This is a genomic window from Alistipes sp. (assembly GCF_020026455.1).
In the GTDB taxonomy this organism is placed as follows: Bacteria; Bacteroidota; Bacteroidia; order Bacteroidales; family Rikenellaceae; genus Alistipes.
In genome coordinates, this window is record NZ_JAHHQJ010000002.1 from 183,897 (window position 1) to 210,380 (window position 26,484).

Below are 26,484 nucleotides of genomic sequence, written 5' to 3' on the forward strand. Positions count from 1 at the left end.
AACTGACGCCCCGACTGTAACAAGCCGCTGAGAGCTTCCCGCTCACTTCCTGGCCTTCCGGTCCTTTTTCGGGCAGTTCCTGGTGCAGCACTCCTTGGCGCCCGCGTGGCAGCCCCCCTGGTGCATCTCCTGCGGAGCGCATCCGCCGGGGCGCGAAGCCTGCAGCTGCGACCACTGTGCAAACTGCTCGGCCGTCAGGATCGACTTCATCTTTTCGGTCTCGGCCTTGCGGGCCTCCCGCATCTTCTCGCGCAGGGACTGCATCGCCTTGATCTGCTGCAGATTCAGTGCATATATCTCCTTGACCTGCGCATCGGTGAGTTTCAGTTTCTGCTGCATGCGTTCGGTCCTGCGCTGCGCCATCTGTTCCACACCCGGACACTCCCTGGAAGCGGCGGCCGATCGGGCCTCCTGGGCGAAAGCGCCCGTCCCCGCCATCAGGCAGAGGGCTGCGGCAACTGCAAAAATTCTCTTTTTCATGATTCCTCGAATTTGGTTGTACTTGACTTTGTCGGCTCCGGCAATCGGATGTTCCGGAGACCCTGATGCAAAGGTAACGCCAAAACGAAGCCCCGGAGCCGTCCCCCGGGTAAAACGGCAGAACGGCGGGGTCAACCGCCTATTCGTCCGGGTGAAACGTCCGCAGCCAGGCCTTGAATTCGGGAACACGGGCTTTGGAAATGACGATCCGCTCGGGCGTTTCGACCGTGAGGTGCAGCGTGAGGCGGCTCCCGAACCACACGGCGATCTCCTTCACGGCCTGCCGCGCGACGATGAACTGGCGGTTGGCCCGGAAGAACTCTGACTCGGGAAGCAGCCCCTGCAACGCTTCGAGGGTCTTGTCGAGCGGATAGGCCGCGCCGTCGAAACCGTAGGCCGTAACCTTCTCGTTCGACGTGTAGCAGTAGGCGATTCCACTGCGGTGCAGCGGGATGATTTTGTCGCGCACGTGCACCAGAAAAACCTCCTCGCGGCGGCTGGCCGCCAGTGTGCGGACCCGCGAGCCGTAGTCGCTGCGCTCGACCGACGTGAGGCGGTGCAGCTTGGCCAGCGCACGGCCGACGTCCGAAGCGTTGATCGGTTTGAGCAGGTAGTCGATGCTGTTGACCTTGAACGCCTCGAGTGCATACCGGTCGTAGGCCGTCGTGAAGATCACCGGGGCCGAGACCTCCACGGCGTCGAAGATGCGGAACGAATCGCCGTCGGCCAGGTGGATGTCCATGAACAGCAGGTCGGGGCGGGGATTCGCCCGGAGCCATGCAACGCTCTCCTCGACGCTCTCGAGCGTCGCCACGATCTCCACGTCGGGGGCCGTCTGCAGCAGGATCGCCGCGAGGTTGCGCGCGGCGGCGGTTTCGTCTTCAATAATCAGGGCTTTCATCATAGGGAGGGTTTTCGCAGCGGCATGCGCACGGAGAAGGTGAGGCCGTCGTCGTCGATTTCGATGTCGCTGCCCGTGATCAGCTGCCAGCGCTTGCGCAGGTTCTCCAGCCCGATGCCGGTCGAAGGTTCGGGTTCGAGTTTGGGAACCTTGGGGTTCGACACCACGAGCTGTCCCCCTTCGGTGCGGACCGAGATGTGGAACGGTTTGGCGCGGGTGATCGAATTGTGCTTGACGGCGTTGTCGATCAGCGGCTGCAGCGAGAAGGCCGGGAGTTTCCACCCGCGGTATTTCTCGTCGACGTCGATGTCGAAAAAGAGCTTGTCGGCATAGCGGATCTTGAACAGGTAGCTGTAAGCCTCCAGGAATTTCAGCTCCTCGTCAAGCGTCATCAGCATGCTCTGGCCATTCTGGATGATGTAGCGGAACGTATAGGAAAGCTGGTCGATGTAGGTCAGGGCCTTCTGGTCGTGCTGCTCGCGCACGAGCATCGCCAGCGAGTTGAGCGAATTGAAGAAGAAATGGGGGTTGATCTGCCCGACGAGCATGTTGTAACGTGTCGTGAGGTTTTCGTTCTTGAGCCGCTCGTTCTCGACGACGACGGCCTGCCGCTGGGAGATCAGCACATAGATGCGCCCGTAGAGCATCGACGCCACCACGGCGAACGAGCATTTGAGCAGCAGCATGTAGTCGAACATGCGCCCGCTCATGAAGTTCGGTTCGATACACCCCGTGTGCCATGCCGTGACGGGAGCCACGCAATAGAGGGCGACCGCCGCGACGCAGCACCACAGGCAGCGGCGCACGAAGCGCGTCATGGAGTAATTGTGTCTGACGGACGTGAGGATCGAGAGCAGGACGAACGACACGACCAGATAGTAGAGCAGCTGCAGGAGCAGCTCCGTCATCTTCGAAGGCCCGTTGTAGAGTTTGCCGTAATCGAACTCCGCGCCGTTGCAGATGCGGATGTGGGCCAGCATCGGATGCGCCCTCTCGGAGCGCGGCGGCATCAGATCCGCGACGATCCGGTCGCCGGGTGCGATCTCCAGCCACCGCATGCGCCGCGTGGGCACGTAGACGCTGTCGCCGTTCTCGTAAATCAGGTATCCGTAGCCGTCGGGATGGACCGCAAGCACCCCTTCCTCGGGCCGTTCGAAGGCCCTCTGGCCGGAAGGGCGGGTCTGGCTGTCGCTGTTCAGGTCCACGAGCATCAGCAGCACATAGGAGAAGTTGACCACCAGGCTGATCGCCACGGCAACCAGCAGGTTGAGCACCAGATCCGCGTATTTGGGTTGCAGTTTCATGGATGAACGTTTTGTTGCGGTTTCAGACTGCGGTCTGAAACGTCCTTTTCGTTTTTTCCCTCCCGGGGAGAGATCGGAGCGGGGCAGATCTGCAAATGCAGTCGCCGGCCGCAGCGTGCGGAAAAGGGCTACTCTTCCGGTTCGCCGTACCAGGAGGCATAGAGCATGTAGTCGCGGGCCGTGCGGCGGATGATCTCCTCGCGCTGCTCCGCGGTCACCTCCTTGACCTTCTTGGCCGGGACTCCCGCATAGACCGAGTTGGGTTCCAGCTGCGCGTTCGAGAGCACCAGTGCATTGGCCGCGATGATGCACCCCGAGGGGATGCGGGCATTGTCCAGAAGGGTGGCGCCCATGCCGATCAGGCAGTTGTCGCCGATCACCGCACCGTGGATGATGGCGTTGTGACCCACCGAAACGTCGTTGCCGATGATCGTCTGCGAAGGGTGCTTCGCCTTGTCGTAGATGGCGTGGAGCACCACGCCGTCCTGGATGTTCGTGCGGTCGCCGATGACGATCCTGTTCACGTCGCCCCGCAGCACGGCGTTGTACCAGATCGAACAGTCGCGGCCGATGGTCACGTTGCCCAGAATGACGGCCGTCTCGGCCAGAAAGGTGTTTTCTCCGATCACAGGCTCATGCCCGCGGACTTTTCGTATAAGTGCCATAATTTCGTTGTTTCTGAATAATCCTACAAAAAACAGAGTCCCCGGCCGGCACGGCGGACCACCGCCGCACGCAAAACGGACTTCCTACTGCCGTTTGGCTTCCTGCCAGAGCTCCTCCATCGCATCGAGCGACAGGTCGTGGAGCGTATGTCCCTTTGCCGCAGCGTGTTCCTCCATGTAATTAAAGCGTCGGATGAACTTCCTGTTCGTACATTCCAGCGCCGATTCGGGATCCACGCCATAGAGGCGGCAGGCGTTGATAAGCGCGAACAGCAGGTCGCCGAATTCGCCCTCGAGGTCGGCCTTGCTGCCCGATTTCATCTCGGCTTCCACCTCGCCCAGCTCCTCGCGGACCTTGTCCCAGACATCCTCCTTGTGCTCCCAGTCGAAACCCGCTCCGGCGGCCTTTTCGCCCATGCGGTAGGCCTTGACCATCGCCGGAAGCGAACGCGGAACACCGCCCAGCGTGCCGCTCCGGCGGTTCTTCTTGCGGAGCTTCAGCGCCTCCCAGTTCTCCCGGACCTGATCCGGTGTGTCGGCGTGGATGTCGCCGTAGACGTGGGGATGGCGGTAGATCAATTTGTCGCACAGCGCGTTGGCCACATCGCCGAAATCGAACGCTCCCTCTTCCTCGCCCAGTTTCGAATAGAACACCACATGCAGCAGCAGGTCGCCCAGCTCCTCCTTGATGCCCTCCATATTGTGGTCGGTAATGGCATCGGCCAGTTCGTAAGTCTCCTCGATGGTATTGCTGCGCAGCGAGTCGAATGTCTGCTCGCGGTCCCAGGGGCACTCGCGGCGCAGGGTGTTCATCACCTCCAGGAGACGGGCCGTGGCCTTCAGGCGTTTATCATCCATGTTACAACTTGTTTTTCGTCCCGGGCACAGAAGCGGTTTATCCGCAATCGGCCTCCGGTCGCCCGTTAAAACCGGGGGCACTCCGACAAAGGTAGCATATTCGGCGGAAAAAAAGTAACTTTGCGAGAAACAAAATCCGCATGTCTCATGAAATTACGGCTTCCGATCCCCCTGACGGCACTCCTTTGCGGCCTGTACACCGCCGCGGCGCAGCCCGCTCCGCAAACGGAGACACCCCGCGAAGGGATCTTCACGTTCGGGCCCGAAACGACAATCTCCGCCGACAGCGAACTGACTCCTCTGGCCGAATACGCCGCCGAATACCTCGGATGCGGGCTCCGCAACGAAGTGACGGGGAAGAGTGCCGTCACGCTGACGCTCGAAGCCCCGGACGGGGAGCCCTCGGAGGCCTACATCCTCGACATCGCCCCCGACCACATCCAGATCGGCAGTTCCTCCCGCGGCGGGATTTTCAACGGGCTGCAACAGCTCTTCCGGCTGCTGCCGCCCGAAGTCTACGCCCGCAGGGGGCTGGCTCCGGGAACCGGGATCGCCTGTGTCAGGATCGAGGACAAGCCGCGGTTCGGCTATCGGGGGATGATGCTCGACGTGGCGCGGACGTGGATCGGAGCAGATGAAGTAAAGCGTTATATAGATCTGTTTTCATACCACAATATCAACAAGCTGCATCTTCATCTTTCGGACGACGAGGGGTGGCGCATCGAGATCCGTTCGCACCCCGAATTGACCCGGATCGGCGGCTTTCGCGGCGGCGACTCGCCCATAAGGCCCGTATATGGCAAATGGTCGGAAAAATACGGCGGTTACTTCAAGCAAAGCGAGATGCGCGAGCTGATCCGTTACGCCGCCCTGCGCAATATCGAGATCATTCCCGAAATCGACCTGCCGGGCCACAGCCGCAACATCGCGTCCGTGCTTCCCGAAATCCGCTGCAACTATCGGCCCGACACCGTGTCGACCAACGGTTACGACTACCGTTCGGTGTGGTGTGTGGCCCGGGAGGAGAACTACGTCCTGCTGGGCGACATTCTGGGCGAAGTGTGCGCGCTGTTTCCCTCGGAGTACATCCATGTGGGCGGCGACGAGGTCGACCTGACGCAGTGGGAGCGGTGTCCCGACTGCCGGGCGCTGATGAGGCGGAAAGGAATGACCGACCCGCACCGGCTGGAGGACCTCTTCATGGAGCGCGTGGCCGCAATCCTCCACGCGCACAGCAAGCGGCCCGCCGTGTGGAACGAAGCGGTGCACACGGGGGCCTTTACGAAAGAGTGCCGCGTACATGGCTGGGAGAGTGTCAAGGCCTGTCTCGACGCCACGGCGAAGGGCTATCGCACCGTCGTGATGCCGGGGGAGTACTTCTATTTCGACATGCGCCAGTCGCCGCACGAGGACGGACACGACTGGGCGGCGATCTTCGATGCCAAAAAGGTCCATAGCTTCCGTTTCGAGGGGTTCGGTCCCGAACAGATGCGCAACGTCGAGGGGTTGCAGGGGGCATTCTTCAGCGAAGCCTACATCTCGCACGAGCCGGAGAAGCCCGACTTCCTCGACTACATGCTCTTTCCGCGCGTCTGCGCCCTCGCACGCATTGCCTGGAGCGGCAAGGCCGAAGAGTGGGGCGCCTATTACGAAGAGTTGAAAGGAAGACATTACGACCGTATGGCGGCCATGGGCATCCGTTTCCGGTTGTTCCCCCCGAAGGTCGACTACACCGACGGTGCATTCACCGCTTCGACGGACGACGGGTCCGCGATTTACTACCTCGAAGACGGCGACCCGGAAGAACATCGCTACACGGCACCGGTCCGCACCCGGAAACCGCATCGCTACCGGTTCTACTCGCGTTACGGCACCGCCCGCAGCCCCTATGCGACCGACAGGTCGCGGTGGAGGACCCTGACTCCCGCCGTGACGATCACGACCTCGATGGGCGAGAGCACGAAGTTTCCCCTTGCCAACGCCGGGACCTACAAGGGCTTTGCGCGCACGCGCCGCGCCTGCCGCCGGCAGGACTGGATTCGCTACACGTTCGAAGAGCCGGTGAGGTGTCGTGAGATGTACCTGCAGACGGGAAACCGCCAGCTGCCGAAGACGATCCTGATGACGGGTTACGCCGAGGTGTCGTACGACGGAGAGACGTTCGAGCGGGCGGGGGAGTTGGAAATGGGGAGCATCACGCTGCACCCCGGGCGTCCGGTGAAGGCCGTGCGGATCGTCTCGACTTGCGACGACAACGGCACGCCCTACGTCACGATCCAACCGCCGCAGGTGAGACCCGTATTGTGAGCCTCAGCTGCGGGTTGCAGCCTTGAAGGCGCAGCGGAAGAAGAGGTATTGCGCGAGGTAGTAGGTAGTCATGACAACCCAGGTCCGGGCCGGGACCGGGCCGATGAAACGGCTCCAGGCGATCACCCCGTCGGAAAAGACGAACAGCAGAGCCGCAGACCGGAATCCGGCGGCGCACGCCCCGTCGTACTGGAGCACCGAGCAGAGCATGGCGGCGATGATCAGCCCGTAGACGGCCACGCCGATGCGTTCGCCCGGAAACGGGGCCTCGGGGACGATGACGGCGAACAGGAAAGCGAGCAGCGGGACGATGACCGCCAGCGAAGTCCCGCGGAGCGGGCGTCGCGCCCGGGGCAGGAACCACCACACATAGGCTATATGGGCCAGCGCGAAGAAGGACATTTGGGGAATGAACAGATCTCCGGCGCCCATGGCATCCCCGGCGGCGGAAAACAGGAAGGCCAGTCCGAACGGGAACAGTTCCCGGCGCCGCGTCAGGAACACAGCCAGGGAGAGCAGCAGGACGGGGCAGGCGACCTTGCAGGGCAGCACGGCAGCCGGAGTGAAGAACACGGCGACGCCCGCCGCGAAAAGCAGCGTCGTCAAGGTGGGGATATGGCAAAGGTGTCGCACGGGCCGATTCGAAAGAAGACCGCCCGGCTCCGATGGGGCCGGGCGGTCTTTCGCTTTGAGCAAATTCGTCAGGCCCGGACCTGGGCGCCGCATTTCTGCTCGAACTGCCGGGTGAGGTTCGACATCACACGCTCGATCGTCCGCTCGTCCAGCGTGCGGGTCTTGTCCTCCAGGATGAAGTTCAGCGCATAGGATTTCTTGCCCTCGGGGAGTTTGTCGCCCTCGTAGACATCGAACAGCGAGATGCTTTTCAGCAGTTTGCGCTCGGCGGCGAAGGCTGCGTCGCGCAGCGACGAGAAGGTCACGGACTTGTCCACCAGCAGCGCCAGGTCGCGTCGGACCTCGGGGAATTTCGACAGCTCCACGGCGGTGATCTTCTGTTTTCGGGTCGACTTGGAAAGCAGGTCGAAATTCAGCTCCAGATAGTACACATCCTGCTTGACATCGATCCGGCGGCGGATGGCGGGAGCCACGGTGCCGATCTGCAGCAGCTCTTTGCCGTTGAGCGACATCGTGAGACCCTCGCTGAAAAGATCGCTGTCGAGCGTCTCGGTCTTCAGCGCGTAGATGTCGAGGCCGAAGCGGCGGAGCAGTTTTTCGGCAACGGCGCGCAGGGTGAAGAACGACGCCTTCTCGGGCTTCGCGTTCCACGACTGTGGCGTCGAGACGCCCGTGACTGCGATGGAGAGGCGGTACTCCTCGAAGTAGGCCGCCAGGCGGTTCTCCTCCGTGCGCCTTGACGCATCGTAGAAATAGCAGTTGCCGAACTCGTAGAGGCACAGGTCGCCATTGCGGCGGTTGGCATTCAGCCCGACGGCCTCCAGCATGTTGAACAGCAGCGTCTGGCGCATCACGTTCAAATCGGAGCTCAACGGATTGAGAATACGCACGCAGCGCTCGGCGGGACAAGCGGTCAGCCCTTCGTAGTAGGCCCCTTTCGTCAGCGAATTGGACATGATCTCGGTAAACCCGTTGGCCGTGAGGAAATCGGCCGCGAGGTTCATCAGCCGGCCGCGGTCGGGTTTCGGCGCATAGGAGAGCGTCGAACGGACCTGCGTGGGGATTTCGACGTTGTTATAGCCGTAGATGCGCAGGATGTCCTCGATCAGGTCGGCTTCGCGCTGCACGTCGACGCGGTAGGGCGGTACGGAGACCGTCAGCACGCCGTCCCGCTCGGCGAGGATCTTCACCTCCAGCGCCGCGATGATCGTGCGGACCACTTCTTCGGGAATCTGCTTGCCGATCAGCGCATTGACCCTCGACAGCGAGACGTCGAAGACGAAATCCCCGATCGGCTCAGGATAGATGTCCGTAATAGCGCTGGAGATCGTTCCCCCGGCCAGTTCCTTCATCAGCAGGGCGGCGCGCTTGGCCGCATAGACCTGCATGTTGGGGTCGACGCCGCGCTCGAAGCGGAACGAAGAGTCGGTATTCAGGCCGAAACGCTTGGCCGTCTTGCGCACCCACACGGGGTTGAAATAGGCGCTCTCGATAAATACGTCGGTCGTGGTGTCGCTCACGCCCGAATCCAAACCGCCGAAGACGCCAGCGATGCACATGGGGCGCTCGGCCGAGCAGATCATCAGGTCCTTGTCCGTCAGTTTGCGCTCCACACCGTCCAGCGTCACGAAGGGTGTGCCCTCGGCGCAGGTGCGGACCACGACCTGACGGCCTTCGATCTTCGCAACGTCGAAGGCGTGAAGCGGCTGGCCCAGCTCGAAGAGCACGAAATTGGTGATGTCCACTAGGTTGTTCTTGGGGTTGATGCCCGCGGCGCGCAGGCAGTTCTGCATCCACTCGGGCGACGGGCCGACCTTGCAGCCCGTGACCGTGACTCCGGCATAGCGGGGCGCAGCCTCGGGATTTTCAACGCGGACAGCAACCTCCAGGTCGTGATTGTCGGGAGCGAAGGCCGAAACGTCGGGCAGCGTCACGGCGACATCTTCGCCGCGGCTCTTCAGGTAAGCGGCCAGATCGCGCGCCACGCCGATGTGCGAAGCGGCATCCACGCGGTTGGGCGTGAGGCCGATCTGGATCAGGTAGTCGTCCTCCACATGCAGGAAGTCGCGGGCCGCCATGCCCACGGGAGCGTCGGCGGGAAGCTCCATGATGCCCTCGTGCGAAGTCCCGATGCCCAGTTCGTCCTCGGCACAGAGCATGCCGAGCGACTCCACGCCGCGGATCTTCGAACGCTTGATCTTGAACTCCTCGTCGCCGCCGTCGGGGTAGAGCACCGCTCCGACCGTGGCGCAGAGCACCTTGAGGCCCGCCCGGCAGTTCGCGGCGCCGCAGACGATCGGCAGCGGCTCGGCGGCTCCCACGTCGACCGTGGTGATGTGCAGGTGGTCCGAATCGGGATGGTCGACACAGGTCAGAACCTGGCCGACGACAACGCCCCGCAGGCCGCCTTTCACGGTTTCGATCTGCTCGAAGCCTTCGACCTCGAGGCCGATGTCCGTCAGGATTTCAGCGATCTTTTCGGCCGGAAGATCGGTTGCGATATAGCGTTTGAGCCAGTTATACGAAATATTCATATCGTTAAGGTTTGAATTTGCGGATAATCACGCAAAAATATAAATTTTTCCGCAAAAAACGGTAAAAAATCCCTACATATAAAGGTATCAAAAATAATTCGTAAAAAATTTGCATTTAACAGCACGACCGCATATTTTTGCAAAAAACAAAATCGGAAGATGATCCGCATCTGCAACATACAGGCTTGGTGGTGGCGCTCATTGACTCTCGTGAACAATGAGTGCGGAACCGTGTGTGTATAGTTGTCCCCCCAAAAAATACACAAGCCCGTTGTTTACGAAAGGTAAGCAGCGGGCTTTTTCTTTTGCTCCGTTCAAATTCCAAAAAAACGATACCGATTATGAAAACGAAAAAATTCTGCCTCACCGAAAAACAGATGCCCACGCAATGGTACAACATCGTGGCCGACATGCCCGAAAAACCGCTCCCGCAGCTCCATCCCGAGACCAAAAAGCCCGTCACGAAGGAGCAGATGTCGGCGATATTCGCCGAGGAACTGGTCGAGCAGGAGATGTCGACCGAGCGATACATCGACATCCCCGAGCAGGTGCAGGAGATATACAGGATCTGGCGCCCGACGCCGCTCGTTCGGGCAACCGGACTGGAAAAGGCCCTCGGAACTCCCGCGAAGATCTTTTTCAAGAACGAGAGCGTCTCGCCCGCCGGTTCGCACAAGCCCAACACCGCCGTGCCGCAGGCCTACTACAACTACAAACAGGGCATCAGGCACCTGACCACCGAAACCGGAGCCGGGCAGTGGGGCGCATCGATCGCCTTCGCGGCGAAGCACTTCGGCATCGACCTTCAGGTATTCATGGTCAGGGTCAGCTACGACCAGAAGCCCTACCGCCGTCTGATGATGAACACATGGGGCGCGGAGTGTGTGGCCTCGCCCTCGACGCTGACCGAATCGGGACGTGCGGCCCTCGCCTGCGATCCCAACTGTTCGGGAAGCCTCGGGCTGGCCATCTCGGAAGCCGTGGAGATGGCCTTGCGCCGCCCGGAAGACACGCGCTACTGCCTGGGCAGCGTGCTGAACCATGTCGTGCTGCACCAGACGGTCATCGGGCTGGAGGCCGCGACGCAGATGGAGATGGCCGACGCCGAGCCCGACATGGTGATCGGATGCTTCGGGGGCGGCAGCAACTTCGCGGGAATCGGCTTCCCGTTCCTGCGGAAAAATTTCGCCGAAGGCAAGAACATACGTGTGATCGCCGTGGAGCCCGAAGGATGTCCGAAACTCACCCGCGGCCAATTCCAGTACGACTTCGGCGACGTGGCCGGATTCACGCCCCTGATCCCGATGTACACGCTGGGCCACGATTTCCAGCCGTCGAACATTCACGCCGGGGGGCTGCGTTACCACGGGGCCGGAGCAATCGTCAGCCAGCTGATGAAGGACGGGCTGATCGAGGCGCAGGCGATGCCGCAGGTCGAGACCCTCGCCGCAGGCATTCTGTTCGCCCAGAGCGAAGGCATCATCCCGGCTCCGGAGTCGACGCACGCCATCGCCGCGACGATCCGCGAGGCGCTGAAAGCCAAGGAGGAAGGTGTGGCGAAGACCATTCTGTTCAACCTCTCGGGCAATGGCGTGATCGACCTCTATGCCTACGAGCAGTATCTGGCCGGAGCATTGAAGGACTTCTCGCCGAGCGACGAGGAAATCCGAAAGACCATCAACAGTTTGGAGCATCTGATCTAACGCAGTGCTTCAAGTCAAAAAGGACGGACCCGGGCGGGTCCGTCCTTTTTATTTTTCCCGGTTGGCGAGGAACGGGGCTTGTCGTGGAGCCATGCGGGAGAGGAACGAGGCACGCGGGGGAGGCGCAGTAGAACCAAGCGAGGGAGCTGCGGGAGGGGGCAGGGGAGCCAAGCGGCAGCGTCAGGCTCTGGAGCCCAACCAGAGGAAGAACATGCCGACGAGGATAAAGGCCAGGTCGACGGCCTTGGAGCGCAGGTTGCGTTCGCGGAACAGCACCGCACCGCAGAGAAACGACACCACGACCGAACCGCGGCGGACCATCGAGACCACGGAGATCATGGCGTCCGGATCGCGCAGGGCGAACAGGTAGGCGAAGTCGGCCAGCGAAAGGAAGACCGAGATCAGCGGAATGGCCCAGCTCCAATGGAACGGCGTGGTGGCGTGGCGCCGGGGCCACCAGAGGATGCCGACCACCACGGACATCATACCGAATTGGTAGAGGTTATACCAGCTCTGCACGAAAACCGGGTCGAGGTGCGCCATGATGAACTTGTCGTAAAGTCCGCTGACAGCGCCCGTAACGGCCGCCAGGGCGATAAACAGGATCCAGAGGTTATGGGTGAAGACAACCCCTTCGCGGCGGCTCGACCGGCTCAGCAGAAAGAGCGACACGAGGGCCAGCGCAACACCGGTCCACTGGTAGGCGTTGAGCCGCTCGCCGAAGATCACGAATGCCCCGACAAGGACCATGACGGGACGTGTGGCGTTGATCGGGCCGACGATCGTGATCGGCAGGTGTTTCATGCCGAAGTAACCGAAAATCCATGAAGTAAGCACGATGGCCGACTTCAGGACAACCAGTCCGTGGGCCTCCCATCCGCCGGGAGTCGTCGCAAGGATCGTGCGGTCGAACCACCCGAGGCCGAACTCCGCAGAGAGGATTGCCGGAAGGAAGAACAGGGTCGAAAAAAGCGTGTTGAGCAACAACACGGGCAGCACGGCGTTGCCCGTGAGGGCCTTTTTCTTGGCCGCATCGTAGAAGCCGAGCAATGCCGCCGAGGTGAATGCCAAAGTAAGCCACATAACATGAGGAAGGGCGGCTGCGACCGCCCTTTATCTATTTGATTTCGTCGCTGTAAACGGCACCGGGAAGATCGTGGAGGTTGTAGCGCGAAGCCATCGACATGCCGTAGGCTCCGGCCGACTTGATGGTCAGCAGGTCGCCTCGGCGCGTGCGGCGCAGGGTGACGTTCTCGTCGAAAACGTCCGTCGATTCGCAGGCCGTGCCGACAACCGTGTATTTCTCGCGCACCTCGTCATCCTTGGCCGTGATGTTCTCGATGTTATGGTAGGAGCCGTACATCGCCGGGCGGACCAGCTCGGTCATCGAAGCGTCGACGATCACCAGTTTGCGGCCCGTGGCAGTGGTCTTGTTGAACAGCACCGAGGTGATCAGCTCGCCGCATTCGGCGACGATCGACCGCCCGAATTCGAAGTGAACCTCGCGGTCGCCGATGCGCAGGTGGTTGTGGACGATCGAGAAGAGCGACGCGAAGTTGGGAATCGGCTCGTTCTCGGGGACGTCGTAGTTGACGCCCAGACCGCCGCCCACATCGACGAAACGGAACTTGCATCCCAGATTTTCGAGGTTCTCGACGATGACGTTGACCTTGTTGCACATGTTCTCGAAGACGTGCAATTCGCGGATCTGGGAACCAATGTGCAAGTGCAGGCCGATGATGTTGACGTTTTTGAGCGAACGGATCTCCGCAGCGTGGGCGAGCACCTCCTCATAGGAGATGCCGAACTTGCTGTCCGCCTGACCCGTATCGATGCAATGGTTGGTCTTGGGGTCGATGTCGGGGTTAATGCGCAGCGCAATGTCGGTCACCTTGCCCGCCTCGGCCGACAGGGCGTCGACCAGCTCCAGTTCCTGGATCGACTCGCAGTTGATGGCCAGGATCTCCTGCTCGATGGCGTATCTAAGCTCCTTGTCGCGTTTGCCCACTCCCGCATAGACGATGCCCTTGGGGTCGAATCCGGCCTCGACGGCCTTGCGCAACTCGTTGCCCGAGGCGCAGTCGATGCCCAGGCCGTATTCGCGGATGACCGCCAGCAGATGGTCGTCGTAGTTGGCCTTGATGGCGTAGTGGACCTTATAGCCGTATTTCTTCGACTCGTAGACCACGCTTTCGAGGGTTTGGCGCAACAGAGCCATATCATAAAGGTAGAACGGGGTCTCATAGCCCCGGAGTTTGGAGGCGATTTGTCTGCTTAACATCTTAACCTAACTTTAACCTAACTTGTTGAAATCGCAAATATAGGCAATTTGTGTCATTCGGGCAAATGGAAGACCTCCCATATATTCAAAAATTTATGTATCTTTGCCCAAGATTTTACGTTCATCTATGAAAAACATCCGAAATTTCTGCATCATAGCCCACATCGACCACGGCAAATCGACCCTCGCGGACCGTCTGCTGGAGAAAACCAACACGCTCAACCAGCGCGAAATGCAGTCGCAGGTGCTCGACGACATGGACCTCGAACGCGAAAAGGGAATCACCATCAAGAGCCACGCCATACAGATGGAGTACTCGGCTCGGGACGGACAGCGATACACGCTCAACCTGATCGACACCCCGGGGCACGTCGACTTCTCGTACGAAGTGTCGCGCGCAATAGCCTCGTGCGAAGGGGCGCTGCTGGTGGTGGACGCCACGCAGGGTATTCAGGCGCAGACGATTTCGAACCTCTATCTCGCCGTGGGGCACGATCTAGAGATCATCCCCGTGCTGAACAAGATCGACATGGATTCGGCGATGATCGACGAGGTGAAGGATCAGGTGATCGACCTGATCGGTTGCAAGGACGAGGATATTCTGCTGGCATCGGGCAAGACGGGGCTGGGCGTCGAGGAGGTCCTGGAGGCCATCGTGCACCGGATTCCGGCCCCCGAAGGCGACGAGAACGCTCCGCTGCAGGCGCTGATCTTCGACTCGGTGTTCAATCCCTTCCGCGGGATCATTGCCTACTTCCGCGTGTTCAACGGTACGCTGCACAAGGGCGACCACGTGAAGTTCTTCAACACGGGCAGCGAGTACGACGCCGACGAAATCGGGGTGCTGAAGCTCAAGATGCACCCCCGGCAGGAGATCAAGGCCGGGGATGTGGGGTATATCTGCTCGGGAATAAAGACCTCGTCCGACGTAAAGGTCGGAGACACGATCACCTCGGTGACCAATCCCGCACAAGAGGCCATCGCAGGTTTCGAGGATGTGAAGCCGATGGTCTTCGCGGGTATCTATCCGGTCGAGGCCGACCAGTATGAGGACCTGCGCGCGTCGCTCGAAAAACTGCAGCTCAACGATGCGTCGCTCACCTTCGAGCCGGAAAGTTCGCTGGCGCTCGGATTCGGATTCCGCTGCGGATTCCTCGGGCTGCTGCACATGGAGATCATTCAGGAGCGGCTGTACCGCGAATTCGACATGGACGTCATCACGACCGTCCCCAACGTCTCGTACCGAATAACCACGACGCAGGGCGACGTGGTCGAGGTTCACAATCCGTCGGGACTACCCGAGGTGACGAAGATCGCCAAGATCGAGGAGCCCTACATCCTCGCGCAGATCATCACCAAGTCGGAGTTTCTGGGCAACGTCATCAAACTCTGCATCGACAAGCGCGGGGTGATGAAGAACCAGACATTCATCACGCAGGACCGCGTGGAGGTAAACTTCGACATGCCCCTCTCGGAGATCGTCTTCGACTTCTACGACAAGCTCAAGAGCATCTCGAAAGGATATGCCTCGTTCGACTACCACCGCACGGGATTCCAGCCCTCGAAACTCGTCAAGCTGGACATTCTGCTCAACGGAGAACCCGTCGACGCCCTCTCGTCGCTCACCTACACGGACCATGCCTACGATTTCGGACGCAAGATGTGCGAAAAACTCAAGGAACTGATCCCCCGGCAGCAGTTCGACATCGCCATACAGGCCGCCATCGGAGCCAAGATCATCGCCCGCGAAACGGTAAAGGCCGTGCGCAAGGATGTGACGGCGAAGTGTTACGGCGGCGATATATCGCGCAAACGCAAGCTGCTCGAAAAACAGAAGAAGGGCAAGAAGCGCATGCGTCAGATCGGCAACGTCGAAGTACCCCAGTCGGCATTCCTCGCCGTGTTGAAAATGGATTAGAGTTGAAAATGGATTAGAAACATGAAAAAGACCATCATCGACCTCTTCGAAGCCTCCGTGCGGAAATACGGGGCCAAGACCTTCCTGCTCGAAAAACGGCATCACAAATTCGAGCCTACGACCTATACCGAAACCCGGGAACTAGCCCTCGAAACGGGCGCCGGACTCGCCGCACTCGGAATCCGGCCCGGAGACAAGGTGGCCATACTGGCCGAAGGCAGCAATGCGTGGATCATTTCCGAATTAGGACTCTTCTATGCCGGGGCCGTCAGTGTGCCCCTGTCGGTGAAACTCGAAGAGACGAACGACCTCGTCTTCCGCATGCGGCACGCCGAGGTCAAGGCCGTTTTCGTGTCGAAATACCAGTTGCCCAAGATCCGCCGCATCCGCGCCGGACTGCCGCAGTTGGAGCAGGTGATCGTTCTCGGGCACATCCCGCTGGAAACCGGGGAGACGGCCTACGGGACGCTCAAGCGTCTGGGCCGCGAATACCTCGCCAAGAACAGGGAGGAGTTCATGAAGATCGGGCAGGCCATCCGAAACGACGACTACGCCACGATCACCTACACCTCGGGCACGACGTCCGACCCCAAGGGTGTGATCCTGACACACCGCAACTACACGGCCAACGTCGAACAGGCGTTGTCGCGGGTCGACATTCCGCCGCATTTCCGCACACTGATCATCCTGCCGCTGGACCACTGTTTCGCCCATGTCGTGGGGTTCTACATCATGATCGCCTGCGGAGCCTCGGTGGCCACGGTGCAGGTCGGAGCAACTCCCCTGGAGACGCTCAAGAACATCCCGCAGAACATCCGCGAGGTACAGCCGCACTTCCTGCTGTCGGTCCCGGCGCTGGCCAAGAACTTCCGGAAAAACATCGAAAGCTCGATCCGGGCCAAGGGGAAATTCACCGAGGCGCTCTTCAACCTCGCACTCCGCACGGCATATGCATACAACAGCGACGGATACGGCAAGGGCCGCGGATGGCGCATCGCGCTGGCTCCCGCCGTCGGAATTTTCGACGCCCTGCTGTTCCGCAAGGTGCGGCAGGCATTCGGCGGGCACCTCGAATTCTTCGTCGGAGGCGGCGCGCTGCTCGACGCGGAATTGCAGCGGTTCTTCTACGCCATCGGAATCCCGATGTTCCAGGGATACGGCCTCTCGGAAGCGACACCCGTGATTTCCACCAACTCGCCCAAACATCACTGGCACCGGTTCGGGTCGTCGGGCAAGATACTCATTCCGCTGGACCTGAAGATCCTCGACGAGGAGGGGCGCGAGCTCCCGCGCGGGCAGAAGGGCGAAATCGTCGTCCGCGGCGAAAATGTCATGGCCGGATACTGGAAAAATCCCGAGGCCACGACCGAAACCGTGCGCGACGGGTGGCTCCACACGGGAGACATGGGTTATGTCTCGGAGGATGACTTCCTCTATGTGCTGGGGCGCTTCAAGAGCCTGCTGATTGCGTCGGACGGCGAAAAATACAGCCCCGAGGGGATGGAAGAGGCGATCGTGGACAAGTCGCCCTACATCGATCAGATCATCGTCCACAACAACCAAAGTCCGTTTACGGGGGCGATCGTGGTGCCCAACCGCGAGGCGTTGCGCCGCGAGCTGGAGGCCCGCAGGGTTCCCGAAGCGGAGCGTGCGACAGCGGCGGCAGAGATTATCGGCGCCGAGATCGACCGCTACCGCGCCGGAGGAAGCTATGCCGGAGAGTTTCCGGAACGGTGGCTGCCGGCCGGACTGGCGATTGTCGACGAGGCTTTCACGGAGCAGAACGGACTGGTGAACAGCACGATGAAGGTCGTGCGCGGGAAGGTCGAGGAGCATTTCCGCAACCGGCTCGACTACCTCTATTCGCCCGAGGGGCGCAACTTGAAAAACCCCGAAAACATCGCATCGCTGAAAAAAATCGTAGGGTAGACGCATTTTTCAGCCGCCGAAAACTTGACAAATAAAAAAAACGGAGTAACTTTGTACTCCGTAATGCGGAAATAGCTCAGTCGGTAGAGCATCAGCTTCCCAAGCTGAGGGTCGCGGGTTCGAATCCCGTTTTCCGCTCGAAGAGGTCTTTGCAGACCTCTTTTTTTGTTTCTTTTGGAAGAGGAGAGGTGGTGGTGTGTGTGGGGGGGGGACGAACGCAGCCGGGCAGGCTTCGCCCCCACATCCGGCGGAAAGCAGCGAGTAGCGGCGGATAGCGGTAGGTAGCGGCAATCCGGGATGCAGCAAAAGGTAGCCATCCGAAAAAACCGCCGAAAAGGCGAAAAGGCGCAACGAAAAACCCGTCGGGGTTGTTTCGAATCCCGAAAATTTTTCATAGATTTGTAAGCGGTCGGTCCTTGGATCGGCCGGATTCCGACGCAACGATTAAACCGAAAAATATGGAGCAGTACATTTTGTCGTTGGATCAGGGTACGAGCAGCTCCCGGGCGATCGTTTTCGACCGCAAGGGGCAGATTCGTTCGATGGCCCAGCGGGAGTTCACCCAGTATTTCCCAAAACCGGGATGGGTCGAGCACAATCCGCACGAAATCTGGTCGTCGCAGGCTTCGGTAATCGCCGAAGCCATCACGGCGATCGACATCAACGGGCTGAACATAGCCGGAATAGGGATCACCAATCAGCGCGAGACGACGATCGTCTGGGACCGCGAAACCGAGGAACCGATCTACAACGCCATCGTGTGGCAGGACCGCCGAACCGCCGGGTACTGCGACGCGCTGAAGAGCGACGGAAAAACCGAGTGGATCCGCGAAAAAACAGGCCTGATCATCGACGCCTATTTTAGCGCCACGAAGATCAAATGGATTCTGGACAATGTGCCGGGAGCACGGGAACGGGCCGAGAAGGGCAAGTTGCTGTTCGGAACGATCGACACATGGCTGGTCTGGCGGCTGACGCGCGGCGAAGTGCACGTGACCGACCCGAGCAACGCCTCACGCACGATGCTGTTCAACATCCGCACGCTGCAATGGGACGAGGAGCTGCTCAAACTGTTCGACATTCCGGCGTCGATGATGCCCGAGGTGCGTTCGTCGAGCGAGGTTTACGGAGCGACGAAAACCACGATATTCGCCCACAAAGTCCCCATTGCGGGCATCGCCGGCGACCAGCAGGCCGCCCTGTTCGGGCAGATGTGCGTCGAACCGGGTGCGGTGAAAAACACCTACGGCACGGGGTGTTTCCTGCTGATGAACAGCGGAGAAAAGCCCATCGTCTCGAAGAACAACCTGCTGACGACCATCGCCTGGAAGATCGGCGGGAAGGTCGATTATGCCCTCGAAGGGAGTATTTTCATCGGCGGATCGGTCGTGCAGTGGCTCCGCGACGGGTTGGGGATCATCCGTTCCTCGTCGGAGGTGGAGGCGCTGGCTGCGTCGGTGCCCGATAGCGGCGGTGTCTACTTCGTTCCCGCGCTGACAGGACTGGCGGCCCCGCACTGGGACCAGTATGCCCGGGGTGCGATCAGCGGCATCAGCCGCGGAACGACGGCGGCGCACATAGCCCGCGCGGCGCTGGAGGGCATTGCCTACCAGACGCTGGACATTGTGGGTGCGATGCAGCGCGACGCCGGGATCTCGCCCGTGGAACTGAAGGTCGACGGCGGTGCGGCGCGCAACAACCTGCTGATGCAGTTTCAAGCCGATCTGCTCGCGACGAAGGTCATACGCCCCCGTGTGACGGAGACCACGGCACTGGGGGCCGCCTATCTGGCGGGGCTGGCCGTGGGTTATTGGGAAAGCGTCGGGGAGATCAGAAAGCAGTGGCAGGCAGAGCGTGTGTTCGAACCCGCGGCCGACCGCACGCAGACAGCAAAGTCCATCGCCGGCTGGGAAGAGGCCGTGCACAGGGTCTTGCACGGGAAATAACGCCTGAAAGGAAGCGATATGGAAATCACCTTCTTCACCAAATGTCTGTTCGAGTTCATCGGAACGCTGGTGCTTGTACTGCTGGGCGACGGAGTGGTCGCATCGACCATCCTCAGGCGATCGAAAGGATTCGACGGAGGCTGGGCCGTGATCACGATAGCCTGGGGGTTGGCCGTGATGTGCGGCGTGCTGATCGCAGGGCCCTATTCGGGGGCACACCTCAATCCCGCAGTCTCGGTGGGGCTGGCCGTGGCGGGGTCGTTCCCCTGGGCATACGTCCCGGGGTATGTCGCCGCACAGCTGCTGGGCGGGTTCTGCGGCGCCATCGTGGTATACCTATATTATAAGGACCATTTCGACGCAACGGACGACCCCGCAACGAAACTGGCCGTATTCTGCACAATGCCCGCCATCATGAACAAGCCGCGCAACCTCTTCTGCGAGGTGGTCGGCACGTTCCTGCTGGTATTCGTGATCCTCGCCATCGGCAACGAGCAGAACACCCCCGAAATCGGGATGGGAAGTCTGGGAAGTCTTCCGGTGACGATGCTCATCATGTCCATCGGCATGTCGCTGGGCGGCACGACGGGATATGCCATCAATCCCGCGCGCGATCTGCCGCCGCGGCTGGCGCACGCCCTTCTGCCGATCCGGGGCAAAGGGGGCAGCGGATGGGATTACAGCTGGGTACCCGTGGCGGGGCCGCTGCTGGGCGCTCTGGCGGCGGGAGCGATCTACGGCTGTCTCTATTTCTGCGGATAGGGAGGATGGCCGGCAGGGCGAATCGTTCGGAAGATCCGCGCGCGAGGCGAAGTATGGTCCCCGAAGCCATCGGCCGGCAGCCAAAATCCGGGAGAGGGAGAGCAGCGGCAGAGGGGTTTGAAACGGGCGGTGCTCGCGTCGTGTATCACTCTGACGAATAGAGCAATAGGGCCAAACAGGAGGGACCTGGTACAAAAAACCCCTCCGCGTGGCGGAAGGGTTTTCACACACAAACATTAACAATACAAACAATGCAATGGCCGAAAATCTCCTGCTTCATTGTTTCTGGAACAAAGGTCGCGCAAAATTCCGGAACACGCAATCGCCATTAATAGGTATTTAGGCGGCAGCTCATACCATTCATTCTGCCATTCAGAGAAGTAAAGGCATTTTTTATTTTGTAATTCGAAATAATGCACTATATTTGCATGCTAATTCCAACAAACAGGACGACCGTCCTGGTTCTGAAAATCACATTCAACGGAAATAAACTATGCAAGATCTGAAAGCGCTGGAAGGGAAAAGCCTTGTCGAGCTGCGTAAGATAGCCAAAGCATTGGGTATCAAGAACGCCATGATTAAAAAGCGCGAACTGATAGAGAAAATAGCAGGAGTGTACTCCCCGGAGGAGACCTCCGCGGAAAACAGGGCGGAAGCGGACGGAGAGACGACGCAGACCGCCGCAGAGCCGGCACAGAAGGCCCCGCAAGCCGCCGCATCGAAGATCAAGGCCCCGCGCGGACGCCGTCCGCGGCTGGCGAAGAACGAAAACGCGGCTCCGCAGGCCCAGGCAGAGCCGCTCTTCCCGATGGAGACGAAGCCGCTAACGGCTGCCGAACCGCAGACCGCGGCGGCTCCGACACAGGCCGAAGCTCCCGCGGCAGAGCCGGCAAAAGCCGAGCCCAAGCGCCGGGGCCGCAAGCCCAAGGCGCTGGCGGCTCAAGAAGCACAGGCAGCACAGGCCGCGCAAGCCGCACCGGCAGAACCGGCCGCTCAGGCAACACCGGCCGCACCGGCAACGCAGGGCATGTGGGAAACGGCGGCTCCCGCCGCGCAGGAGACCCACACGGAACGGGGCGCACGGCACATGGAGCACATGGAGGAAGAGATCATCACCAAGGACGACTTCGCGGGGGAGATCGAAGGTGAAGGTGTATTGGAGATCATGCCCGACGGCTACGGATTCCTCCGCTCGGCAGACTACAACTACCTCAATTCCCCCGACGACATCTACGTTTCGCCCTCGCAGATCAAACTATTCGGACTGAAGCCCGGCGACACGGTGAACGGTGCGATCCGCCCCCCGAAGGAGGGCGAAAAGTACTTCCCGCTGGTGCGCGTGAACGAAATAAACGGGCTGGCCCCGGAGTACATCCGCGACCGCGTGCAGTTCGAATTCATGACGCCGCTGTTCCCCACCGAGAAATTCTGCCTCACGGGCAAAGGACACAACAACATGTCCACGCGCATCGTGGACCTCTTTTCACCCATCGGCAAGGGCCAGCGCGCCCTAATCGTGGCCCAGCCCAAGACGGGTAAGACGGTGCTCATGCAGTCGATCATCAACGCCATAGCCGACAACCATCCCGAAGTATACATCATCGTCCTGCTGATCGACGAACGCCCCGAGGAGGTGACCGAAATGGCCCGCAACTCGAAGGCCGAGGTCGTGGCATCGACGTTCGACGAGCAGGCTTCGCGCCACGTGAAAGTGGCCGAAATGGTGCTCGACAAGGCCAAGCGCATGGTGGAGAGCGGACACGACGTGGTGATCTTCCTCGACTCGATCACCCGACTGGCCCGAGCCTACAACTCCGTGCAGCCCGCATCGGGAAAGGTGCTCTCGGGCGGTGTCGACGCCAACGCCCTGCATAAACCCAAGCGATTCTTCGGAGCGGCCCGAAACACCGAGGAGAAGGGGTCGCTGACGATCATCGCAACGGCGCTGATCGACACCGGATCGAAGATGGACGAAGTGATCTTCGAGGAGTTCAAGGGTACGGGTAACATGGAGCTGCAGCTGGACCGCAAGCTGGCCAACAAACGCGTATATCCGGCCGTAGACGTGATCGCATCGGGAACCCGCCGCGAAGACCTGCTGCTGCCTCGCGACGTGATGAACCGCACGTGGGTGCTGCGCAAGTATCTCTCGGACATGACTCCCGTGGAGGCCATGGAATTCCTCCAGAAACAGATGGGACTCACCGACTCCAACGAGGAGTTCCTCGCTACAATGAACCACTAATCGCACAAAGTGCAAAAAACCCGAAAACAAATGAAAAGACTGATTCTGATGACTCTGTGCCTTGTTTTCGCCCGCGGGGCTTTCGCGTGGGGACAGAAGGGGCACGATGTGACGGCGTATATCGCCGAATGCCATCTGACACCCGAAGCGGCCGAGAAGGTCCGCAAGGTGCTCGACGGATACTCGCCCGTGTACATGGCCAACTGGCTCGACTTCGCCAGCCACTGGCCCGAATACGCCTATTCGAAAACCTGGCACTACCTCAATATCGACGAAGGAGAGACGCTGGAGAGCATGTCCCGGAATCCCCAGGGCGACGTGCTGAAGGCCGTGAGCGAACTCACAGAGAAACTCAAGTCGGGAAAGCTCTCGCCCGAGGAGGAGAACCTCGCACTCAAGATGCTGATCCATCTGGTGGGCGACATGCACTGCCCGATGCACCTCGGGCGATCGACCGACCTGGGAGGCAACAAGCGCCCCGTGCGTTTCTTCGGTCGCGAGACGAATCTGCATTCGGTCTGGGACACGAACATCCCCGAGTCGGCCCACAACTGGAGTTACAGCGAGTGGCAGCAGCAGATCGACCGGCTGACAGACGAAGAGGCTGCGCAGATCGCCGCCGGAGAGCCGACCGACTGGGTGAAGGAGGCGCACGAAATCTGCAAGGAGATCTATGCCTTCACCCCCGAGGGAAGCGATATTTCGTATGACTACATCTTCAAGTACACGCCCGTCGTCGAACGGCAGTTCCTGCGCGGCGGACACCGTCTGGCCCGTCTGCTGAACGAGATATACCGATAAACAGATCCGCACGAGACAAAGCCGCCCGCCGTCGAGAGACCGGCGGGCGGTTCGTTTCCGGAGCCCCGAATCGGAAATTCAGGCGGAAAAGCCCGCAATCCCGGCGTCCGGATCGGGAACCCCGTGTTCGGGCGATCCCTGCATTGCAACCGGGGAAGGAGGGGGGCGCCCCGGAACCCGGAGAGACGCAACCCCGGCGTCCGGATCGGGCCGGAAGAGCGCATTTGTTCACAAAATGTTCATTAAATACCCCGAAGGACGCTCCCTTTCCGGAGAACTATTCCTATATTTGCTTTCGTGCAAGGTTCTCCGCCGACGGCTGTCGGCACGAGATCAAAAGGGAACTCCTGTGAAAATCAGGGACTATTCCCGTAGCTGTAAGCCCCGTTGCATTCCGCACACTCTTGAGCCACTGTCCCCCGGGACGGGAAGGCGTGCGGAAGGGGCAAGTCAGAAGACCTGCCTTGCCGGAAAAGGTAACCGCCTTCGGGATTTGGGGCGATACCCGGACCTTTTTATACCGATTCTGTTTTTCGAAGGAATGCCGACCTGTTCTGCGGACGCTGCAGAAGTGAGCCGGGATTCACTCCGTACAGGCACACTAAATAGGGGATAGATATGGGCATTTCGGAAATTTACATTGTCAAACGCGACGGAAAACGAGTTCCGTTCTCGGTCGAAAAGATCAAACGCGCGATCAGCAAGGCCTTCCTCTCGGTGGGAGGATATGCCACGGACGACGACCTCACGTCGGTATTGAGCCGTGTCCGCGTCTCGGACGGCATGTCGGTCGAGGAGATTCAGAACCAGGTGGAGGTGGCCCTGATGGCCGAACGTTATTTCGCGGTGGCCAAAAGCTACATGCTCTACCGCCAGAAGCACTCCGAAGACCGCGAAGACCGCGAGAAACTCGAATTTCTCATCAACTACTGCGACGCGAAGAACCCCGCAACCGGGTCGAAATACGACGCCAACGCCAACGTCGAAAACAAGAACATAGCCACGCTGATCGGAGAGCTCCCGAAGCGGAACTTCATCCGCCTGAACCGGCGCCTGCTGACCGACCGCATCAAGGAGATGTACGGCAAGGAGCTGTCGGACAAATACCTGAGGCTGCTCAACAACCATTTCATCTACAAGAACGACGAAACGTCGATGGCCAACTACTGCGCCTCGATCACCATGTACCCGTGGCTGCTCGGTGGCACACTGTCGGTGGGCGGCAACTCGACGCGGCCGACCAACCTCAAGTCGTTCTGCGGCGGGTTTGTCAACATGGTCTTCATCGTCTCGTCGATGCTCTCGGGAGCCTGCGCAACGCCCGAATTCCTGATGTACATGAACTATTTCATCGAACAGGAGTACGGCCCGGATTACTACACGCGTGCCGACGAAGTGGTCGACCTCTCGAAGAAACGACGCACGATCGACAAGATGATCACCGACTGCTTCGAGCAGATCGTCTACTCGATCAACCAGCCAACCGGAGCGCGCAATTTCCAGGCCGTGTTCTGGAACGTCGCCTACTACGACCGATACTATTTCGAGTCGCTTTTCGGGGAGTTCGTCTTTCCGGACGGCTCAAAGCCCCATTGGGAATCGCTCTCGTGGCTGCAGAAACGTTTCATGACGTGGTTCAACCGCGAACGCACGAAGACCGTGCTGACCTTCCCCGTCGAGACAATGGCCCTGCTGACCCGCGACGGCGATGTGATGGACCGGGAGTGGGGCGACTTCACGGCCGAAATGTATGCCGCAGGGCACTCGTTCTTCACCTACATCAGCGACAATGCCGACTCGCTGTCGTCGTGCTGCCGCCTACGAAACGAAATACAGGACAACGGATTCAGCTACACGCTGGGTGCGGGAGGCGTCTCGACCGGGTCGAAAAGCGTGCTGACGATCAACCTCAACCGCTGCATCCAGTATGCCGTAAAAAACGGCATGCACTACCTCGCCCATCTGGAGGAGATCGTGGATCTGGTTCACAAGGTGCAGATAGCCTACAACGAAAATCTCAAGGAGTTGCAGGCCAAGGGCATGTTGCCGTTGTTCGATGCGGGCTACATCAACCTCGCACGCCAGTATCTCACCATCGGCGTCAACGGCCTGGTCGAGGCTGCCGAATTCCTGAGTATCCGCATCGACGACAACGACGACTATGCCGCATTCGTGCAGGGGATATTGGGGCTGATCGAGCGCTACAACAGGAAATACCGCTCGAAGGAGGTGATGTTCAACTGCGAGATGATCCCGGCCGAGAACGTTGGCGTGAAGCATGCCAAATGGGACCGCGAGGACGGATATGCCGTGCCGCGCGACTGCTACAACTCCTATTTCTACGTCGTGGAGGACGAGTCGCTGAACATCATCGACAAGTTCCGGCTCCACGGACGCCGCTACATCGAGCATCTCACGGGCGGATCGGCCCTGCACATGAACCTCGAAGACCACCTCTCGAAGGAACAGTACCGCCATCTGCTGCGCGTGGCGGCTACAGAAGGGTGCAACTACTTCACGTTCAACATCCCCAACACGGTGTGCAACAAGTGCGGGCACATCGACAAACGCTACCTGAAGCAGTGCCCCGCATGCCACTCGGACGATGTGGACTACCTGACGCGCGTGATCGGATACATGAAACGCGTCTCGAACTTCTCGGCCGCACGCCAGCAGGAGGCGGCACGGCGCTATTACGCCAAGGCGGAGTAGGATGGTGCGGTATCACAATTTCGATGTGGTCTTCGCCGAGATTCCCGGAGAAACGACCCTGGCCATCAACATCACGGGTTGTCCCAACCGCTGTCCGGGATGTCACAGCCCGCATTTGCAGGCCAACCAGGGGCGTGTGCTCGACGATGCGGAGTTGCAGGGGCTGCTGGCCCGCTACGGAGGTTCGGTGACCTGTGTCGCATTCATGGGCGGCGACGCCGAGCCGCACACGATCGCCCGGCTGGCGGGGCGTGTTCGGAAAATCCGCCCGGCGCTGCGCACGGCCTGGTACTCGGGGCGGGAGGAGTTGCCCGAAGGTCTCGAGCCAACGGCTTTCGACTACATCAAGCTGGGCGGATGGGTCGAAGCGCTGGGTCCGCTGACGGCGCCGACGACCAACCAGCGGCTCTATCGGATCGGACCCGACGGGACGATGGAGGACATCACGAAGCTGTTCCGGCGCAAGCCGTGACGCAAAGCCATTTTGCCGGTGGGGGCCGGAAAT

19 protein-coding genes, 1 tRNA gene and 1 riboswitch are annotated in these 26,484 nt (G+C 60.2%); of the genes, 11 read left to right on the forward strand and 9 right to left on the reverse strand.

Going from position 1 to position 26,484, the window contains the following annotated elements; genetic code table 11:
* Positions 1-42: 42 nt before the first annotated feature.
* From QZ460_RS02005 to mazG, 5 genes are all read right to left on the reverse strand, one after another.
* Positions 43-480: a DUF4890 domain-containing protein gene (locus QZ460_RS02005; RefSeq protein WP_290539913.1), complete on the reverse strand. Its 438-nt coding sequence runs from the start codon at positions 478-480 to the stop codon at positions 43-45.
* A 139-nt stretch (positions 481-619) separates the two neighbouring features.
* Positions 620-1,381, reverse strand: a complete 762-nt coding sequence (locus tag QZ460_RS02010; RefSeq protein WP_290539957.1) for a LytTR family DNA-binding domain-containing protein — start codon at positions 1,379-1,381, stop codon at positions 620-622.
* On the reverse strand, positions 1,381-2,685 hold the full coding sequence (locus tag QZ460_RS02015) for a histidine kinase (protein WP_290539914.1): 1,305 nt from the start codon (positions 2,683-2,685) through the stop codon (positions 1,381-1,383). Before QZ460_RS02015 ends, QZ460_RS02010 begins: the two co-directional genes overlap by 1 nt.
* Positions 2,686-2,813: 128 nt before the next feature.
* Positions 2,814-3,350, reverse strand: a complete 537-nt coding sequence (locus tag QZ460_RS02020; RefSeq protein WP_290539915.1) for a gamma carbonic anhydrase family protein — start codon at positions 3,348-3,350, stop codon at positions 2,814-2,816.
* 84 nt (positions 3,351-3,434) lie between these two features.
* The gene (mazG, locus tag QZ460_RS02025; RefSeq protein ID WP_290539916.1) at positions 3,435-4,208 is read right to left on the reverse strand and encodes a nucleoside triphosphate pyrophosphohydrolase; all 774 of its coding nucleotides are present in this window, start codon (positions 4,206-4,208) and stop codon (positions 3,435-3,437) included.
* 147 nt (positions 4,209-4,355) lie between these two features.
* On the opposite strand from mazG, the gene QZ460_RS02030 reads away from it, so the two are divergent.
* Positions 4,356-6,515, forward strand: a complete 2,160-nt coding sequence (locus QZ460_RS02030) for a family 20 glycosylhydrolase (RefSeq protein ID WP_290539917.1) — start codon at positions 4,356-4,358, stop codon at positions 6,513-6,515.
* A gap of 3 nt (positions 6,516-6,518) precedes the next feature.
* On the opposite strand, the gene QZ460_RS02035 is transcribed toward QZ460_RS02030, so the two are convergent.
* Positions 6,519-7,121 (reverse strand): lysoplasmalogenase, encoded by a 603-nt coding sequence (locus QZ460_RS02035; protein ID WP_290539918.1) that lies wholly within the window; start codon positions 7,119-7,121, stop codon positions 6,519-6,521.
* Positions 7,122-7,216: 95 nt separating this feature from the next.
* Positions 7,217-9,682, reverse strand: coding sequence for a phenylalanine--tRNA ligase subunit beta (pheT, locus tag QZ460_RS02040; RefSeq protein WP_290539919.1), 2,466 nt, complete (start codon positions 9,680-9,682; stop codon positions 7,217-7,219).
* 341 nt (positions 9,683-10,023) lie between these two features.
* Between pheT and QZ460_RS02045 the strand changes: the two genes are divergently transcribed.
* On the forward strand, positions 10,024-11,385 hold the full coding sequence (locus tag QZ460_RS02045) for a TrpB-like pyridoxal phosphate-dependent enzyme (protein ID WP_290539920.1): 1,362 nt from the start codon (positions 10,024-10,026) through the stop codon (positions 11,383-11,385).
* 180 nt (positions 11,386-11,565) lie between these two features.
* Here the strand turns inward: QZ460_RS02045 and QZ460_RS02050 are convergent, their stop codons facing one another.
* A complete protein-coding gene (locus QZ460_RS02050) occupies positions 11,566-12,468 on the reverse strand; it encodes a DMT family transporter (protein ID WP_290539921.1) in 903 nt (300 codons plus the stop codon).
* A 34-nt stretch (positions 12,469-12,502) separates the two neighbouring features.
* On the reverse strand, positions 12,503-13,666 hold the full coding sequence (gene lysA, locus QZ460_RS02055) for a diaminopimelate decarboxylase (RefSeq protein WP_290539922.1): 1,164 nt from the start codon (positions 13,664-13,666) through the stop codon (positions 12,503-12,505).
* 127 nt (positions 13,667-13,793) lie between these two features.
* Here lysA and lepA point away from each other — a divergent pair, with 127 nt between their 5' ends.
* The 9 genes from lepA (at position 13,794) to QZ460_RS02100 (ending at position 26,451) form a co-directional block, all read left to right on the forward strand.
* Positions 13,794-15,584 carry a translation elongation factor 4 gene (gene lepA, locus QZ460_RS02060; RefSeq protein WP_290539923.1) on the forward strand — a complete coding sequence of 597 codons (1,791 nt, stop codon included), beginning with the start codon at positions 13,794-13,796 and terminating at the stop codon, positions 15,582-15,584.
* Between the two features lie 21 nt (positions 15,585-15,605).
* On the forward strand, positions 15,606-17,513 hold the full coding sequence (locus QZ460_RS02065; RefSeq protein ID WP_290539924.1) for an AMP-binding protein: 1,908 nt from the start codon (positions 15,606-15,608) through the stop codon (positions 17,511-17,513).
* 65 nt (positions 17,514-17,578) lie between these two features.
* Positions 17,579-17,651: transfer RNA gene (locus QZ460_RS02070), tRNA-Gly, on the forward strand.
* Positions 17,652-17,971: 320 nt separating this feature from the next.
* Positions 17,972-19,459, forward strand: coding sequence for a glycerol kinase GlpK (gene glpK, locus QZ460_RS02075; RefSeq protein ID WP_290539925.1), 1,488 nt, complete (start codon positions 17,972-17,974; stop codon positions 19,457-19,459).
* Between the two features lie 18 nt (positions 19,460-19,477).
* Positions 19,478-20,221 (forward strand): MIP/aquaporin family protein, encoded by a 744-nt coding sequence (locus QZ460_RS02080; protein WP_290539926.1) that lies wholly within the window; start codon positions 19,478-19,480, stop codon positions 20,219-20,221.
* A 493-nt stretch (positions 20,222-20,714) separates the two neighbouring features.
* Entirely contained in the window at positions 20,715-22,466 is a 1,752-nt protein-coding gene (gene rho, locus QZ460_RS02085) for a transcription termination factor Rho (RefSeq protein WP_290539927.1), read from the forward strand.
* 30 nt (positions 22,467-22,496) lie between these two features.
* On the forward strand, positions 22,497-23,267 hold the full coding sequence (locus tag QZ460_RS02090; protein WP_290539928.1) for a S1/P1 nuclease: 771 nt from the start codon (positions 22,497-22,499) through the stop codon (positions 23,265-23,267).
* 285 nt (positions 23,268-23,552) lie between these two features.
* A riboswitch (cobalamin riboswitch) is annotated at positions 23,553-23,749 on the forward strand.
* 136 nt (positions 23,750-23,885) lie between these two features.
* Entirely contained in the window at positions 23,886-25,979 is a 2,094-nt protein-coding gene (gene nrdD / locus QZ460_RS02095; RefSeq protein ID WP_290539929.1) for an anaerobic ribonucleoside-triphosphate reductase, read from the forward strand.
* Between the two features lies 1 nt (position 25,980).
* Positions 25,981-26,451 carry an anaerobic ribonucleoside-triphosphate reductase activating protein gene (locus QZ460_RS02100; RefSeq protein WP_290539930.1) on the forward strand — a complete coding sequence of 157 codons (471 nt, stop codon included), beginning with the start codon at positions 25,981-25,983 and terminating at the stop codon, positions 26,449-26,451.
* Positions 26,452-26,484 lie beyond the last annotated feature (33 nt).